A 14457-nucleotide genomic window follows, 5' to 3' on the forward strand; every position below is an offset into this window, starting at 1 on the left:
CTAGCCGCAGTGCACCTTCGTGGCGCCGCCCTGGTAGTAGACCGAGCCCTTCTTCAACGAACCCACGACCGTGATGCAGCGGCCCTTGGCCCAGATCTTCACCGGCCCGGCGTAGTACTTGAAGTTCTGCTTCTTGCCCCAGCCTTCGGTGACGGTCTTCTCCGGGGCGTAGTTCTTCTTGTCGTACCTGGAGAGCAGCACGGTGATGTGCGACGTGCCCGATCCGTTGGCGCGGACGATGGCGCAGTTCTGCCCGTTGCCGGCGTTGTAGTAGAGGTCGGCGTAGCCGCCGACCTTCTTGCCGTGCTTGATCGGGAAGTGGTTCTTGCCCTTGAGGTAGCGGTACCCCGCCCCGCACGAGCCGGTCGCCGCGTTCGCCGGAGCGGTCACCGCGGTGACCCCGGCACCGGCGATGCTCGCCGCCAGGATGGTGGTGGTGATCTTTGCGATCAGTCGCATCTCTTACCCCTCGCCATAGCCGAACCGAATGTCCGGCTCTCTGGTCCAGAACAGACAGTCCAGGGCGCAATGCAGGGCGCAAGAATGCATTTGCGCTGGACGCCAGAGCCGCTCCAAGGCGCGGATGGTCCGGCCCGACCGGCGACAGCGCCGAGCCGGAGGAGAAAGCCGACCCCTGCCGACTCAGGAGGTCCGGAGCGCGTCCACCGGTGGGACGTAGGCGGCCCGCAGCGCGGGATAGAGTCCCGCGACGGCGCCGGCCGCAATGGCGACCAGCATTCCGCCCCAGAGCGCTTGCGATGGAATGAGCGGGGCCCAGCCTCGAAAGTAGGCCATCCCCGCGGTGACGCCGGCGCCGATGGCGACGCCCGCCGCGCCGCCGAGGGCGGCCAGGACGAGCGCCTCGGTGAGGAACTGCGCGGCGACGTGCTCGCGGGTCGCGCCCAGCGCCCGGCGGAGTCCGATCTCGGTGCGCCGTTCGAGCACGGAGATGACCATGACATTGGCGATGCCGATCGCCCCGACCAGCAGGGCGACGGCGCCCAGCCCGAGGATCAGCGAGTTGCCGTTCTCCTTCACCGCGAGCCGGGCGGTGAGAGCGTCGGACGGGCGGCTGACGGTGACCAGCGACGGGTCCGGCGGGTTGGCGGTCGCGGCCAGCAGGCCGGCCACGTCCCGTATGTGGTCCTTGTCGGCGCGCAGGTACACGCGGCTGGGATGGCCGTTGTAGCCGAGGAGCCGTGTGGCCGCGGCGAAGGAGACCAGGGCGGAGCGGTCGATCTCCGGGGCGAGCGGGAAGGGGTCGAGGATGCCGATGACGGTGAACCAGTGGTGGCCCAGCCAGACCCGCTGGTCCGCGCCGGCCCGGGTGACGCCGAGCGTGGTGGCGGCGTCGTATCCCAGGACGGTGACCGGGTAGGGGCCGGGGTCGAGGAAGCGGCCGGTCAGAAGACCGCCGTCGAGCGTGGTCAGCAGTGTGGTGTCGCAGGCCCGGACGGCCCGGCCGCCGGTCTGGCCGGCGGCGATGTGGTCGTTGCGGTAGACGTCGGCGGTGGTGATCTGCGCGGTCGGTGCCACTGCCCGGACGTGCGGCACCTGGCGGACCATGGGTGCGGTGCCGGTCGGCAGTTCGGCCTCGGTGCCCGACTGGTCCTGTCCGTTGACGATCGTCAGCATGTTGGTGCCCAGCTGGTCGATCCGGGTGAGCAGGTGGGACTCGCTGGAGCGGGTGACGCCGAGCACCGCCACGATGGAGGCGATGCCGATGGCGATGCCGAGTCCCGACAGCAGCGCCCGGAGCTTGCGGAACCGCAGCCCCAGCGTGCCGGTCGGAAGCAGGTCGACGGCCCGCAGCACGCTCCGCCGCGGGTCAGGCGTCGTCACGCGGCACCTCGACCTTCTGGCCCGCCGCGAGTCCCTGGCCGCTGACCTCCGCCAGCCCGGTCGTCTCGTCGAACAGCCCCGTCTCGACGAGGACCGGCCGCGTGGCCGCGCCATCGGCCACGATGACCTGGTACCTGTCGCCGGGCAGGGCCCGCAGCGCCGTGGTCGGCACCGCCAGGACGTTCTTGTGCGCCTGCACCGTGATCGCGATCTGCACCTGGGCCTGGTCGAGGAAACCGTGGGTGCTGCCGGCCACCGTGATGCTCACCGGCGCAGTCGACTGCGTCGTCGTCGACGACGAACCGGAACCGGAGGCGCCGCTCGAAGGTGTCGAGGCCACCCCGCCGATGGCGGTGATCCGCCCGGGGCGGGTGCGGCCGTCGGGCAAGGTGACCACGACGGGGTCGCCGACCCGGACGGTGGGGAGCTGCGCCGGGGAGAGCTGGACGTTGATCACGGGCTTGTCGCTGGTCCCGTGCGCGACGAGGATCCCGGGTTGCACCTGGGCGCCGAGCTTGACGTCGGTGCCGCCGACGCGCACCGCGGAGGGCAGGAAGACGACCCGGCCGAGGGGCAGCGTCCCGGTCACGGCCATGTGGGCGCCACTCTGCCAATGGCGGATCGCCCGGTAGGTCGCCGAGGTGAAATGGTCGTCGACCGTCACGCCGTCGCCGTAGCCCATGGCCCGCAGATTGGTCTCCAATTGCTTGACGTCGGTTCCCTTGGTCATGCCGAGATGGAAACCCCGCCAGGCGGGACGCCTGCCGTAGAGCAGCGTCACCGGCGCGCCGTCCACCTCGAAGGCGGCCCTGCCGCGTTCGAGCTCGTCACCGGCCGCGGGCAGCCGGGTCACCACTCCATGGCCGCCGGAGACGACGTTGAAGGTCCCGGCGTGCCCGAGGGTGCCGTTGACCTGCTGCCGTTCGGCGACCACGGTCCGGACCACCTCCGCGGTGCTCGTGGTCACCGCGGTCACCGGCGCGCCGCCGTGGTCGGACGTCCGGCTTTCGGCCACGGTGATCGCGGCCGCGCCGACCGCCCCGGACAACGCGACGCCCGTCACGATGATCCAGCGCCTGCGGCTCATATCGGCCGCCGCCGTACGCCGTGATCCGGAGCCGGTGCGCCGGGACCGGCGACCCTGCACTCTGTCATGCCCCGAGATTCGCGCCGGCCCCGCCGCTGGCGCTTCCCCCAAATGTGTCCGAGGCGGCACCCATTTTGGGGGGCCGCCGGCCGGGGACCTCCCGGTACCGTGATGATGACCGGATGGCGCCGCGTCCCGCCGGAGCGGGAGGATTTGACGGTGTCATTGCATTCGGTGATGGAGTCGGTCGATGGCCGGTCTTGGTCTGCGCTTTCGCATGGCGGCCTCGTATGTGATCGTGTCCGCGGCGGCGGTGATCCTGGTCGAGGCGGTCCTCCTCGCCGTCTTCGTACCGCGCATCCAGTCCGCCGACGACGGCCTGCGGAAGGCGCGGCAGCAGGCCGCGGCGGCCGACGCGCGGAACCTCCGGTCGAAGGTGGAGGCGCTGGCCCTGGAGACCGCCGCCGCCACGGGCACCGCAGCGAGCCTCGCCTCCTCGATCCGGCCGGGCGCGAGTGATCGCGCCCTGCTCGCCTACGCGGCCGGGCACGGATTCGACGACGACGCCGTGAAACCGCGTGGCGGCGCTCCGCCCAACGAGGTCAAAGCGCTCGGCACCTTGGACGGCCACGTGGTGGCGGCCGTCGGCATGGACGCCGCCGACGTGCCCAAGGCCGCGTTCACCCAGCGCTCCGGCAACGGGATGACCGTGGTCGACGGCCAGTCGGTCGGCTGGGCCGCGCATCCGGTGGAGATCGCGGACAGGTCGCATGCCGGCCCGCGGGTGATCGGGATCGCCTACCGGCAGCTGTCGCGGCCGAGTTCCGTCACGCCGGGCGCCTTGGAGAAGGCGCGGAGCGCCGAGCACGACAGGAAGATGGGATCGCTGCTGCGGCCGGCCCTGCTGATCTTGGTGCTGCTCGTGCCGGTCGGGGCCCTGTTCGGCCTGCTCAGCACGGGCCGGTTGATCAGACGCGTCCGGCTGCTCTCGCTCGGCACCGCGCGGATGGCCGAAGGCGACCTCCAGGCCAGGATCGCGGTGTCGGGCCGCGACGAGGTCGGCCGGTTGGAGCGGTCGTTCAACTCGATGGCCGAGCGGCTCGAAGCCGCGGTCAGGACGGAGCGGGAGGCCGCCGGGGCGGCGGCGCGGCGGGGCGAGCGGTCCAGGATCACACGCGAGCTGCACGACTCGATCTCTCAGGACCTGTTCTCCGCAAGCCTGCTGGCCGGGGGGCTGCGCAAGGCCCTCCCCGATGGCTCGCACCTGCGGCACCAGGCCGAGTCGATGGAGCTCGCCCTGACACGGACGATGCGGGAGATGCGGGCCATGCTCCTGGAGTTGCGGCCTATCGAGCTGGAGGACGCGGGCCTGGTGGTGGCGCTGACCGAACTGTGCCAGGCGTACGAGGAGAGGCTGGACATCTCGATCACCGCCGACATCGGCGAACTCGAACTGGGGCCCCAGGTGGAGCATGCGGTGCTGCGTGTCGTCCAGGAGGCACTCGGCAACGCGGTGCGCCACGGGGAGTCGCGGACGATCGACCTTGAAGTGAACGAGACCGAAGGCCAGGTCGCGGTGGTGGTGCGCGACGATGGCCGGGGCTTCGACCCGCGCTCGGCGCCGGACCGCCACGGACTGGGTCTGGAACTGATGCGGGAGCGGGCCGGCGAGCTGGGCGGCACGTTCGAACTGGTGAGCGCGCCGGAGCAGGGCACCACGGTGCGAGTGCTCTTCCCCGAGGGGGGACGATGATCAGGATCCTCATCGTCGACGACCACGAGGTGGTCCGGCAGGGACTGCGGTTCGTCCTCGAGCAGGAACCCGACTTCCAGGTCGTCGGGGAGTGCGCGGACGGGACGGCGGCGCTCTCGGCGATCAAGGCGATCCGTCCCGACGTGGTGATGCTGGACCTGATCATGCCCGGGATGGACGGGATGAGCGTGCTGCACACGCTGCGCGGAGAGGACGGCGCCCCGGCGGTGATCGTCCTGACCTCCGCGCCCGGTGATGAGCGGGCGCTGGAGGCGGTGCGGGCGGGCGCCTCGTCCTATGTGTCGAAGACGGCCGGTGTCGAGCGCGTGGTGGAGGCGGTGCGGGCCGCGGCGTCGGGCGGCAGCGTTCTGGACCCGGTGGTGACCGCGCTCCTGGTGCGGGAGGTTCGGGAGAGCAAGGACGCGGGCCCGCTGGGCCGCCTGTCGCTGCGCGAGCGGGAGGTTCTCGCGGCCCTGTCGCACGGCCGCTCCAACCGGGAGATCGCCCGGACGCTGTCGATCGGTGAGCAGACGGTGAAGTCGTACGTGTCCAGCATCCTGGCCAAACTCGGCCTGCAGGACCGCACGCAGGCTGCCATCTTCGGGCTCCAGCAGGGAGTCGTCACGCTGGGCGAAGCCCTGCGCAGGCGGGAGTGATCAGCCGACGACCCGGCCGTCGCTCATGACGATGCGCGAGCGGCAGGCATCGGCCACGGCCTCCTCGTGGGTGACGATGACCAGCGTGGTGCCCTCGCCGTTGAGTTCGCGGATCAGCTTGAGGATCTCCGCGCCGTTCGCCGAGTCGAGGTTGCCCGTCGGCTCGTCCGCGAACACGATCGCGGGCCGGCCGACCAGGGCGCGGGCGATCGCGACCCGCTGGCGTTCGCCGCCCGAGAGCTTCGTGACCCGCTGCCGGGCGCGGTGCCCGAGCCCGACCCGTTCGAGTGCGCCGGCAGCGGCGCTGCGCCGGGCCGGCTTCGGCACCCCCCGGTACAGCAGGCCGGTGGCGACGTTGTCGAGCGCGGTCAGCGACTCCAGCAGGAAGAACTGCTGGAACACCACGCCGACGCGGTGCGCGCGGAGCCCGGCCAGGGCCCGGTCGTCCAGCTTCTCGACGGGCCGCCCGTCCAGCAGAACCGAACCGCTGGTCGGCCTGTCCAGGGCCGCCATGATGTTCAGCAGCGTCGACTTCCCCGACCCCGAGGCGCCGCGGACGGCAAGCATGTCCCCGGCCTCGACCCGCAGGCTCACTCCGCGCACCGACCTCACCGGCGGTTCGCCGGGATAGGTCTTGTGCACGTCGCGCAACTCAAGGACCGGCACCGACGACCCCGCCTTCCATGTGGTCGGGAACATTCCTTTGTCCCGGGCTCGGACTACTGCAGGACCATGTGGACGCCACCTGCGGGCTCGAACGACCTGCATGCCACCATCTGCTGCTTGAAGAGCCGCTTGCCGTTCGGCGGGCCGAGCCTGGGCGGCAGGACGAAGTAGCCGTTGGAGTTGGGGTCCGGCCAGTCGGAGATGCCCTTCTCCCGCATGCACCTCGCGAAGTCACGCGCCTTGGCGATGTCGGCGGGCGAGAGCGGCTGGTCGCCGCGGCCGTGTGCGCCGCCCTGCGTCTTCATCTTCCTGACGAGCGATTCACAGGCCGGCGGCACCGTCGGCTGGGCGCCGCCGACGTTGGGGACGGCCCAGCTTCCGTCGGGATTCTGGGTCGGGTCGGGGAAACTCGGCTGACCATGAGCGCGGAAGCACTTCGAGACCTGGAGCTGGATGGGCCGGCGAGCCGGGTCGTCCGTGCCCGCGGGAGTACCCGGAGCCGTCCGGCCGCCGGAAGTCCCACCACCGGAGCCGCTGCCGCACCCGGTGAGCAGGAAGGTCGCAGCCGTGCCGCCGAGAACCAGACGTCGAATCATGGCTCCACCCTCGCGGCCCGGCCTGCCGGGCGCTTCCCCCGAATGTGGCATCGAAGGCACCCACTTTGGGGGACCGAGACCGACCGGCGGGACGGGCTTGATCAAGAGATCGAACCCACGAGAACGCAAAAGCGCCGAGTCAGAAACCCGGCGCCTCTTCATGTGCTTGTGTCCGAGGGGCGACACGCACCGACAGCACATGGCCCACCGCCGCCCCGATCGGCGACGTCCACCGCATCGCCGTGGGGGACTGACCAGCCACCCATATCGTATCCGTCGCGACAGCCCGGGCCCGCGTGCGAACGGTCTGCGTGCGGGCCCGAGACCATCATGAACCGTCCGCCATGAGTATCCCCAGTCCCGAAGAATGGCGATTGGTTTCCTCGCGCCAGTTGGAGCAAAGGAGAGGGCGAATCATCGTTCGCTGCGGCGGCGGTGAGTCAGGCCCCGGACGGGGCCGGGGTGGAGTTCGCCGGCGCACAGCGGCAACCCCGTCCGGCGTGAAGACGGCTTGGAGGCCGCTGGCGTGGTGGTGGACCTTGGTCAGGCGTAGGCGTTGATCGACTCGCCCTTGGTGCCGAGGGCTGCCGGGCGCATCGGTCGATCGGGGTCAGCGTCTTATTGGTGAGCGCTTGTGCCGTCCGCTCGCCTCAGGCACGGAACGGTTTCGCGATCGCGGCCGTACCGCAGTCAGGCGGTTCCCAGTTGTGCTCGATAAGTCGCGAGGATTCTGTCTGCGATTGCAGGCCAGGCGTAGCTACGCGCGTTCTCGGCTCCGGCCGCGCCCAGGCGGGTACGGCTCCCGGGATTGCTGAGGAGCGAGTGGAGGGCGTGGCTGAGCGTTGCCGGGTCGTCGGGCGGGACGAGTACGCCGGTCACCCCGTCGCGGACGTGCTCGCGTAGTCCGCCGACCGCGGATGCGATGACGGGTACGCCGCATGCGGCTGCTTCGAGGGCCGCCGTGCCGAACGGTTCGTAGTGCGGTGCGCAGACGAAGACATCAGCAGAGCGCAAGAGCTCGGGAACGCTTCCATGTGGCATCCGCCCGAGGAGTTCAACTCTGTCTTCTACTCCGTGCCGGCAGGCGAGGGATCGAAGGTGTCGCGCCGTGGGGTCGGTTTGGAGTGCGGCGCGGTGCGGACCGCCGGCGATGAGAAGCTCGGCGTCGGCCGCTCTGGGGAGCCGGGCGAAGGCGTTGATCACCGTGTCCACGCCTTTGCGGGTGACGAGTCGTCCGGCGGTGACCACGCGCAGTCGGCCGTTGCGGGCCAAGGCCGGGCCTTGTGGTGCGAAACGGGTCAGGTTCACTCCGACCGGGACGACTGTGATCTTTGAGGAGGGGACGCCGTTCGCGGCGGTCAGGTAGCCGACCTCCTCCGGTGTCAGTGCGATGATGGCATCTGCCACCTGGGCAACGGTGCGTTCGGATCCGACTCTCTCTCTCTCTCTCTCTCTCTCTCTCGGCGATCATCTTTGAAAGTCTCAGGGTGATGGGCGATCCGTTCGAGGCCCAATGCGTGAAAGGTGGCGATCACAGGGATCGGGGTGCGCCGTGCTCCGGCGAGGGCGGCGATGCCGCTCATCCAGTAATGCGCGTGCACGAGATCGGGCGGTTCCTCTTGCCAGCGCAGGGCCAGTTGGTCGCCGAAGTCGCCCATCAGCGGCGCCAGGTCCTCCTTGGGGAGTTGGCGGGCGGGTCCCGCCGGGACGTGGATCACCTCCGCGCCGGGAGCGAACCGGACCCGCTCGGGCTGGTTCGATGACGTGCGGCGGGTGAACACCGTGACCCGGTGGCCACGGGCGGCCAACTCCAGGGAGAGCTCCCGGACATAGACGTTCTGTCCTCCCGAGTCCGTGCTGCCTATGTCCTCGGCCAGAGGGCTGGCGTGCTCCGATACTTGGGCGATGTGCAGCAGAGAATCGGGCATGCCGTGAGTATCCCCCACAGTTCTCACCCCCGTCGCTCCTGCCCCGACTCGCTCGCGTGGACAAAGGCACTGGTGATCACGGAGACTCGACCCATGGTGAACCCGACGGATGATGCGATCGAGTCCGGCTCCGGTGCGTCGGCGGGTCGGGACATCCACCAGGACGGGCAGTTCGTTGCGGGACGCGACACCCACATCGGGACGATGAGCATCCATTATCACCAGCCGGAGGTGCCGGCGCCCAGAAGCCCCGTGAGCCGTCTGCGCCGCAGGGGAACGACGTTCATCGGGCGGGCGGCGGAGCGCGCGAGCCTACGTGAGTGGATGGACTACGATCGCAATCCTTTCCCGCTGGCGAACGTTCTCAACGGCCCTGGAAGCGGGAAGACCTCGCTTGCGCTCCAGGTGGCCAGGGATGTCGCTCCCTCCTATCCGGGCGGGCAGCTGTTTCTGGAACTGAGTCAGGTGGGGCTGCCGGAGCTGGACGTCTCGGAAGCGCTTTTCCGGCTGCTGCTCCAGCTTGAGGTCCCCGAGAGCCGGATCCCCGGCAGTCTCGCGGGCCGTATCGAACTCTTCCACGCTGAGCTGCGCAAACCGACGCTCCTCGTGCTCGACAGTGTGACATCGGCTCGTCAGGTTATGGACTTGTTGCCGAGCCGGGCCGATTGTGGAGTGCTCATGACGTCCCGGCGCAGTTTCTCCGAGCTGGAGGACATCCGGGAAATGGATCTGGGTAACATGACCGACGACGAGGCCTATGCCCTGCTGGAGGCCCGCATCGGCGCCGACCGCGTCGCCGCCGACCCGGTCGCCGCACGCAGGATCATCGAATTGTGCGGTGGGCTGCCGCTGGCCCTGCACATGGCCGGAGCACAGCTGACCAAACCCGCGAGCAGACGGATGCCGCTGGCGAGGTTCGCCGACCGCCTCGCGGCCGAGCGGTTGGACCTGCTCAAGACCGACCACCTGGACCTGCGAACCAGCTTCTCGCTCAGCTACCGCGAGCTCAGCCCGCAGGCCGCGCGACACTTTCGGCTCCTCAGCCAGATCGCGGTCTCTGACTTCGGAGACGCCCTGGCGGCGGCGGTCGACGGTACCGGAGCATGGGAAGACACGCTCGCCGAGCTGTTCAACACGCATCTGATCGAACCCGTCGGGCAGGATCGGGCCCGCTTCCACGATCTGGTCAAGGTCTTCGCGCAGGAGAGGGCCGAAACCGAGGATGCCCAGGCCGAGCGGGAGGCCGCCGTGGACCGTGCGATGGCATGGGCTCTCGAGACCGCGGCGGGCTGGGGGCGGCATATCGGAGTCGACGGCCGCCGGACCGCCGACGGTGACGCGTATGCCGCGGCGCTGGACGGCCTGGACGGCGAGCACGCGACGTTGTCGGCCATCGTCAGGCAGGCGGCCGCCACCGGACGCGATGACGTTCCGTGGCGCGTCGTCTCGAATCTGGCGGGCTTCTTCGAGATCCGCGGGCACTGGGCGGACTGGCTGGAGGGCGCGGAGCTCGCCGTCGAATCCGCCTCCAGGCTCAATGATGCCGAGGCGCTGGGTGTCGCGCGGCACATGCGCTCCTGGCCTTTGCGGGAGAGCCGCCGGCTCACTGAGGCCATTGAGGAGAGCGTGGCGGCGCTGAGCCTGCTCCAGGGCGTCCCCGGGGCGGAGGTCTCGCGTGCCGACGTCCTGTCTCATCTGGGCACGCTGTACCGAGAGACCCACCGGTACGACGAAGCCGAAGACTGTCTCCGTCAGGCCGTGGAGATCTTCCGCGCAGCTGCGGACGCCCATGGTGAGGGTCTCGTCCTGCGCACACTCGGTCACGTCCAGTTCTGGCGCCGAGATCTCGACGACGCCGCTGCGACCCTGACCAGAGCGGTGGATCTGCTGCGCTCGGCCGGCGACCGAGCGGCCGAGGGGTGGTCGCACAACAACCTGACCTCAGTGCGGGGCGCGCAATGGCGCTATACCGAGGCCGAGCGTCACCACCAGCAGGCGCTGAACCTCTTCGAGCAGATCGAGCATCGGCAGGGGCAGGCCTGGGCCCACAATCACCTGGGTCGAATCCTGCGCCAATATGGGCGTACCGACGAAGCCGTTGAGCACAACCGCGAGGCCCTCCGGACATTCGAGGATATCGGTGACCTGTACGGCAAGGGGTGGGCTCTCTTGCACCTCGGCGCGGCACTTCAGGACATTGACCGATTGCAGAGCGCTCAGCAGATCTTCGCCGCGATGGATGTCCCGGAACACGAGGGACTGGGGACGTCATTGATGTGGCAAGGGCACTTCCTCGGTGACGCTGCGGCGCTCAACGAGGCCATCGGCTACTTCGAGGTCGTCGGCAGCCTTACCGGCCATGGGAGCGCGCTGCGCGAGCGGGCTGACATCGAACGTGCCGCAGGAGACGTTCAGGCGGCCGCGCGTTCCTACGAGGAAGCGCTCACGTACCTGCGGCGGGCCGCCGATCCGCATGGGGAGGCCCTGGCGCTTCTCGGTCTCGCCGGCATCGATCCGGAAGGCGGCCATGCGATGGTGGCCGAGGCCATCATGGCGCGCCTCGGCCTGCGGATTCCCTGAAGGCCGACCTGCCCAAGAAAGGACTCCACATGGAACCCGTTACTCTGGCCGCCGCGGCGGTGGGCGCGCTCGTCCCCTACCTCGGTCAGATGGCCGAAGGTGGTCTGGCGCGTTTGGGGGAGGCCGCGTCCGATGGCGTGTCGCAGCGGATCGCCGAACTTTACAGAACGATCCGCGGTCGCATTGCAGGCGCTCGCTATGAAGAGACCATCCTGGAGGGCGCCGAGGCCCAACCGGAGAACGAAGGGCGAAGGGCTGCGCTGCAGAACGTCCTCACTGAATTGATCGACGCCGATCCTGAATTCGCGACACGCCTTGAGCGGCTCGTCGAGGAGCTCAAGGCCGTCGAAGCGCGCCACCTTCAGGTCGCCGACTCTGGAGCGGTCGCCGGAAACGACCTTCACCAGACCGGCACCTATGTCGCCGGCCGCGACCTGCGCATCGGTGACGTACCGTAGCGATCCCGGTACCCGGCGCACGTGTGCTGCTCGGTCAGCCGATCAGCCCCCAGTAGTGATCTCTCCGACGGACCGGGCGGGGCGCTGCTCCTTGGCCAGGGGGTCGGTCGGCAAGGAGTGCGCGGCGACCCGGCCGGGTCGCCGCGCTGGGCTGTGGGTCGGTCCCATTTCCCCTGCCCTGAAGGTCAGTCGATGCGGCGGTTGCCGAGCTGGGCGACGATTGCGGGGTCGCGGTGGTCGAAGTACAGCGTGGCGCCGGTGTCCAGGGCCGCGATCTGGTTCATCTGGTCGCCGCTGAGTTCGAAGTCGAAGACGGCGAGGTTGGCGGCCATGCGGTCGGGGCTGATGGACTTGGCGTTGACGGGGATCTGCCGCTGGACGAGCCAGCGCAGCACGATCTGGGCGACGGACTTGCCGTGTGCTTGGCCGATGGCGGTGAGGACCGGGTCGGTGAACAGGTTGTTCTTGCCTGCGGCGAACGGGCCCCACGACTCGATCACCACGCCGCGTTCGGCGTTGATCTGCTGGTCGACGACGCGTTGGAAGAAGGGGTGGACCTCGATCTGGTTCACCGCGGGGGCGATCTCGTTGTGGTCGACCAGGTCGACGACGCGGTCGGGGTAGAAGTTGGAGATCCCGATCGCCTTGATCCGGCCCTGGCGGTGCAGGTCCTGCATCGCGCGCCATTGTGCGTAGGCGTCGCCGAACGGCTGGTGCATCAGGTACAGGTCGAGGTAGTCCAGGCCGAGCCTGGTCAGGGAGGTCTCGAAGGCCCGCTTGGTGTTGTCCTCGGCGGGGGCGTCCTGGACCCACAGCTTGGTGGTGATGAACAGTTCCTCGCGGGGGACGCCGCCGGCCTTGATCGCGCGGCCGACGGCCTCTTCGTTGCGGTAGGCCGAGGCGGTGTCGAACTTGCGGTACCCGGCGGCGAGCGCGTCGGTGACGGCCTGTTCGGTCTGCTCCGGCGGGATCTGGAAGACACCGAAACCCAGGATCGGCATTTCGATGCCGTTGTTCAGCGTGATGGTCTGCATGGTCTGTCCTTCCATGGACGGGCGGGCCGTCAACTGCCGGGTCACGGGCGGATGAGGACCTTGAGGGCGCGCCGGTCGGCCATGGCGCGGTAGGCGTCGGGGACGCCGTCGAGGCTGACGGTGCGGTCGAAGACGCGGCCCGGGTCGATGGTGCCGTTCAGGATGTCGGGCATGAGTTCTTCGATGTAGGCGCGGGCGGGGGAGGCGCCGCCGGTCAGCGTGATGTTCCGCATGATCATCTCGAAGCCCATCGGGCCGTCGGTGTACTGCGGGACGCCCAGGCGGCTGATGGTGCCGCCGTCGATGACGGCCCCGAAGGCGGTGTCGAGCGTCTGGCGGGTGCCGACGGCCTCGATGACACGGTCGGCACCGTCCCTGCCGGTCAGCTCCCGGACCCGCGCCACGCCCTCCTCACCGCGTTCGGCGACGACGTCGGTGGCGCCGAAGTCGCGGCCCAGGTCGGTGCGGTCGGTGTGGCGGCCCATGAGGATGATCTGCTCGGCGCCCAGCCGCTTGGCCGCGATCACCGCCGACAGGCCGACCGCACCGTCTCCGACGACCAGGACGCGGTCACCGGGCCCGACACCGGCGGTGACGGCGCCGTGGTGGCCGGTGCCCAGCACGTCCGACAGGGTCAGCAGGGACGGCAGCAGCGGAGAGTCCACGCCCACGGGGAGCTTGACCAGCGTCCCGTCGGCGTAGGGGACGCGGACGGCCTCGCCCTGCCCGGCGTCGACGCCGTTCAGGCCGTAGCGGCCGCCGTGGCGGCAGGAGGACTGCAATCCCCGGCGGCAAAAGTCGCAGGTGTTGTCGCAGTAGGTGAACGGGGTGACGACCAGATCACCCGCCTTCAGCCCGGTCACGTCCGAGCCGGTCTCGGCGATGACGCCGAGGAACTCATGCCCCATCGGACGGCCGGTGTCGGTGGCGGGCATGGAGCCGTAGGGCCACAGGTCACTCCCGCACACGCACGACAGCACCACCCGCACGATCGCGTCGGCGGGCTGCTGGATCTCAGGGTCGGGCCGGTCCTCGACCCGGACGTCTCCCGCGCCGTACATCACGGCTGCGCGCATCACATGCTCCTCATGCTCGGGGTGGCGTTGTCTCGCAGGGCCGCGGTCTCGCAGCGGCGCGCTCAGCGCTCCATCATTCGCATGCCGGCTTCGGTGTGGGTGTCGCCGGCGGCAGGCCGCTGAGCCTGGCGAGCTGCTCGGCGGTCAGCTCCACACCGTCGGCGGCGGTGTTCTCCTCCACCCGGTGCACGCGCTTGGTGCCGGGGATCGGCGCGATGTCGTCGCCCTGGGCCAGCAGCCAGGCCAGCGCGACCTGGGCGGGGGTGGCGCCCGCTTCGGCGGCGACGGCTTGCGCCTCGTCGGCGATGCGCAGGTTCCGCTGGAAGTTCTCGCCGGTGAAGCGCGGGTTACCGTGCCGGAAGTCGCCCTCGGCGAACTCGTCGGTGGAGCGGATCTTCCCGGTCAGGAACTGTCGATGAACGTGACGCCCAGCTCCAGCGCCCGATGCAGGGTCCGGATCGACTCGGCCTCGTCGCTACCCGCACCCGTATAGCCGTGCGACATCCCCATCGCCCCCAGCTCGATTGGAGAAACCTCCAGGTCACGCAACTTGATGTACTTCATGCCACTGCCTCCTCAGCACGGCTGCCGGTATGGGGGTCATCGCCGGTATGACGTTCAGCAATCAACCCGGCCAGTGATCGACGGGGCGTCCCGGCGTCGCGGTGCCGGCGGTGATCCCCTGTGATTCCAGCCTCGCGCGGCCGCGGCCGCGGTGACAGGGCGGGTCGTTCGGGGGTAGTGGCAGGGCCCCCCGCATGCCCGTTACGCAGGTCAGCGC

The 14457-nt window shown here is 69.7% G+C and carries 15 protein-coding genes; 4 read left to right on the plus strand and 11 right to left on the minus strand.

From position 1 onward, the window contains the following. The 3 genes from J4709_RS01875 to J4709_RS52810 form a co-directional block, all read right to left on the minus strand. Positions 1-459 carry a hypothetical protein gene (locus J4709_RS01875; RefSeq protein WP_208236146.1) on the minus strand — a complete coding sequence of 153 codons (459 nt, stop codon included), beginning with the start codon at positions 457-459 and terminating at the stop codon, positions 1-3. A 183-nt stretch (positions 460-642) separates the two neighbouring features. Further along, on the minus strand, positions 643-1842 hold the full coding sequence (locus tag J4709_RS01880) for an ABC transporter permease (RefSeq protein ID WP_307800866.1): 1200 nt from the start codon (positions 1840-1842) through the stop codon (positions 643-645). Next, positions 1829-2929, minus strand: a complete 1101-nt coding sequence (locus J4709_RS52810; RefSeq protein WP_232382781.1) for a peptidoglycan-binding domain-containing protein — start codon at positions 2927-2929, stop codon at positions 1829-1831. The genes J4709_RS01880 and J4709_RS52810 overlap by 14 nt, the downstream gene beginning before the upstream one ends. A gap of 250 nt (positions 2930-3179) precedes the next feature. Here J4709_RS52810 and J4709_RS01885 point away from each other — a divergent pair, with 250 nt between their 5' ends. After that, on the plus strand, positions 3180-4682 hold the full coding sequence (locus J4709_RS01885; RefSeq protein ID WP_208236150.1) for a HAMP domain-containing sensor histidine kinase: 1503 nt from the start codon (positions 3180-3182) through the stop codon (positions 4680-4682). Next, positions 4679-5338 carry a response regulator gene (locus J4709_RS01890; RefSeq protein ID WP_232382782.1) on the plus strand — a complete coding sequence of 220 codons (660 nt, stop codon included), beginning with the start codon at positions 4679-4681 and terminating at the stop codon, positions 5336-5338. Before J4709_RS01885 ends, J4709_RS01890 begins: the two co-directional genes overlap by 4 nt. Here the strand turns inward: J4709_RS01890 and J4709_RS01895 are convergent, their stop codons facing one another. The 4 genes from J4709_RS01895 to J4709_RS01910 all read right to left on the minus strand — a co-directional run bounded on the left by J4709_RS01895 (position 5339) and on the right by J4709_RS01910 (position 8528). Further along, positions 5339-6037, minus strand: a complete 699-nt coding sequence (locus J4709_RS01895; protein WP_208236152.1) for an ABC transporter ATP-binding protein — start codon at positions 6035-6037, stop codon at positions 5339-5341. It abuts the gene before it with no gap. A 20-nt stretch (positions 6038-6057) separates the two neighbouring features. Beyond that, positions 6058-6309, minus strand: coding sequence for a hypothetical protein (locus J4709_RS01900; protein WP_208236154.1), 252 nt, complete (start codon positions 6307-6309; stop codon positions 6058-6060). A gap of 981 nt (positions 6310-7290) precedes the next feature. Further along, positions 7291-8007, minus strand: a complete 717-nt coding sequence (locus J4709_RS01905) for a glycosyltransferase (protein ID WP_208236156.1) — start codon at positions 8005-8007, stop codon at positions 7291-7293. Continuing rightward, positions 7983-8528 carry a glycosyltransferase gene (locus tag J4709_RS01910; protein ID WP_208236157.1) on the minus strand — a complete coding sequence of 182 codons (546 nt, stop codon included), beginning with the start codon at positions 8526-8528 and terminating at the stop codon, positions 7983-7985. Before J4709_RS01910 ends, J4709_RS01905 begins: the two co-directional genes overlap by 25 nt. A 93-nt stretch (positions 8529-8621) precedes the next feature. Here J4709_RS01910 and J4709_RS01915 point away from each other — a divergent pair, with 93 nt between their 5' ends. Then, positions 8622-11108: a tetratricopeptide repeat protein gene (locus J4709_RS01915; RefSeq protein ID WP_208236159.1), complete on the plus strand. Its 2487-nt coding sequence runs from the start codon at positions 8622-8624 to the stop codon at positions 11106-11108. Between the two features lie 29 nt (positions 11109-11137). Continuing rightward, positions 11138-11566 (plus strand): hypothetical protein, encoded by a 429-nt coding sequence (locus J4709_RS01920; RefSeq protein WP_208236161.1) that lies wholly within the window; start codon positions 11138-11140, stop codon positions 11564-11566. A 185-nt stretch (positions 11567-11751) separates the two neighbouring features. Here the strand turns inward: J4709_RS01920 and J4709_RS01925 are convergent, their stop codons facing one another. The 4 genes from J4709_RS01925 to J4709_RS01940 form a co-directional block, all read right to left on the minus strand. Continuing rightward, complete coding sequence (locus J4709_RS01925; protein WP_208236163.1) at positions 11752-12600, minus strand: aldo/keto reductase; 849 nt, start codon at positions 12598-12600, stop codon at positions 11752-11754. Positions 12601-12641: 41 nt separating this feature from the next. Beyond that, entirely contained in the window at positions 12642-13676 is a 1035-nt protein-coding gene (locus J4709_RS01930; protein ID WP_208236165.1) for a zinc-binding dehydrogenase, read from the minus strand. A gap of 73 nt (positions 13677-13749) precedes the next feature. Next, on the minus strand, positions 13750-14082 hold the full coding sequence (locus J4709_RS01935; protein WP_208236317.1) for an aldo/keto reductase: 333 nt from the start codon (positions 14080-14082) through the stop codon (positions 13750-13752). Further along, positions 14079-14240, minus strand: coding sequence for a hypothetical protein (locus J4709_RS01940; RefSeq protein WP_208236167.1), 162 nt, complete (start codon positions 14238-14240; stop codon positions 14079-14081). Before J4709_RS01940 ends, J4709_RS01935 begins: the two co-directional genes overlap by 4 nt. Positions 14241-14457: the final 217 nt, after the last annotated feature.

Origin of the sequence: Actinomadura violacea (assembly GCF_017573465.1) — a bacterium.
Taxonomy (GTDB): Bacteria; Actinomycetota; Actinomycetes; order Streptosporangiales; family Streptosporangiaceae; genus Spirillospora; species Spirillospora violacea.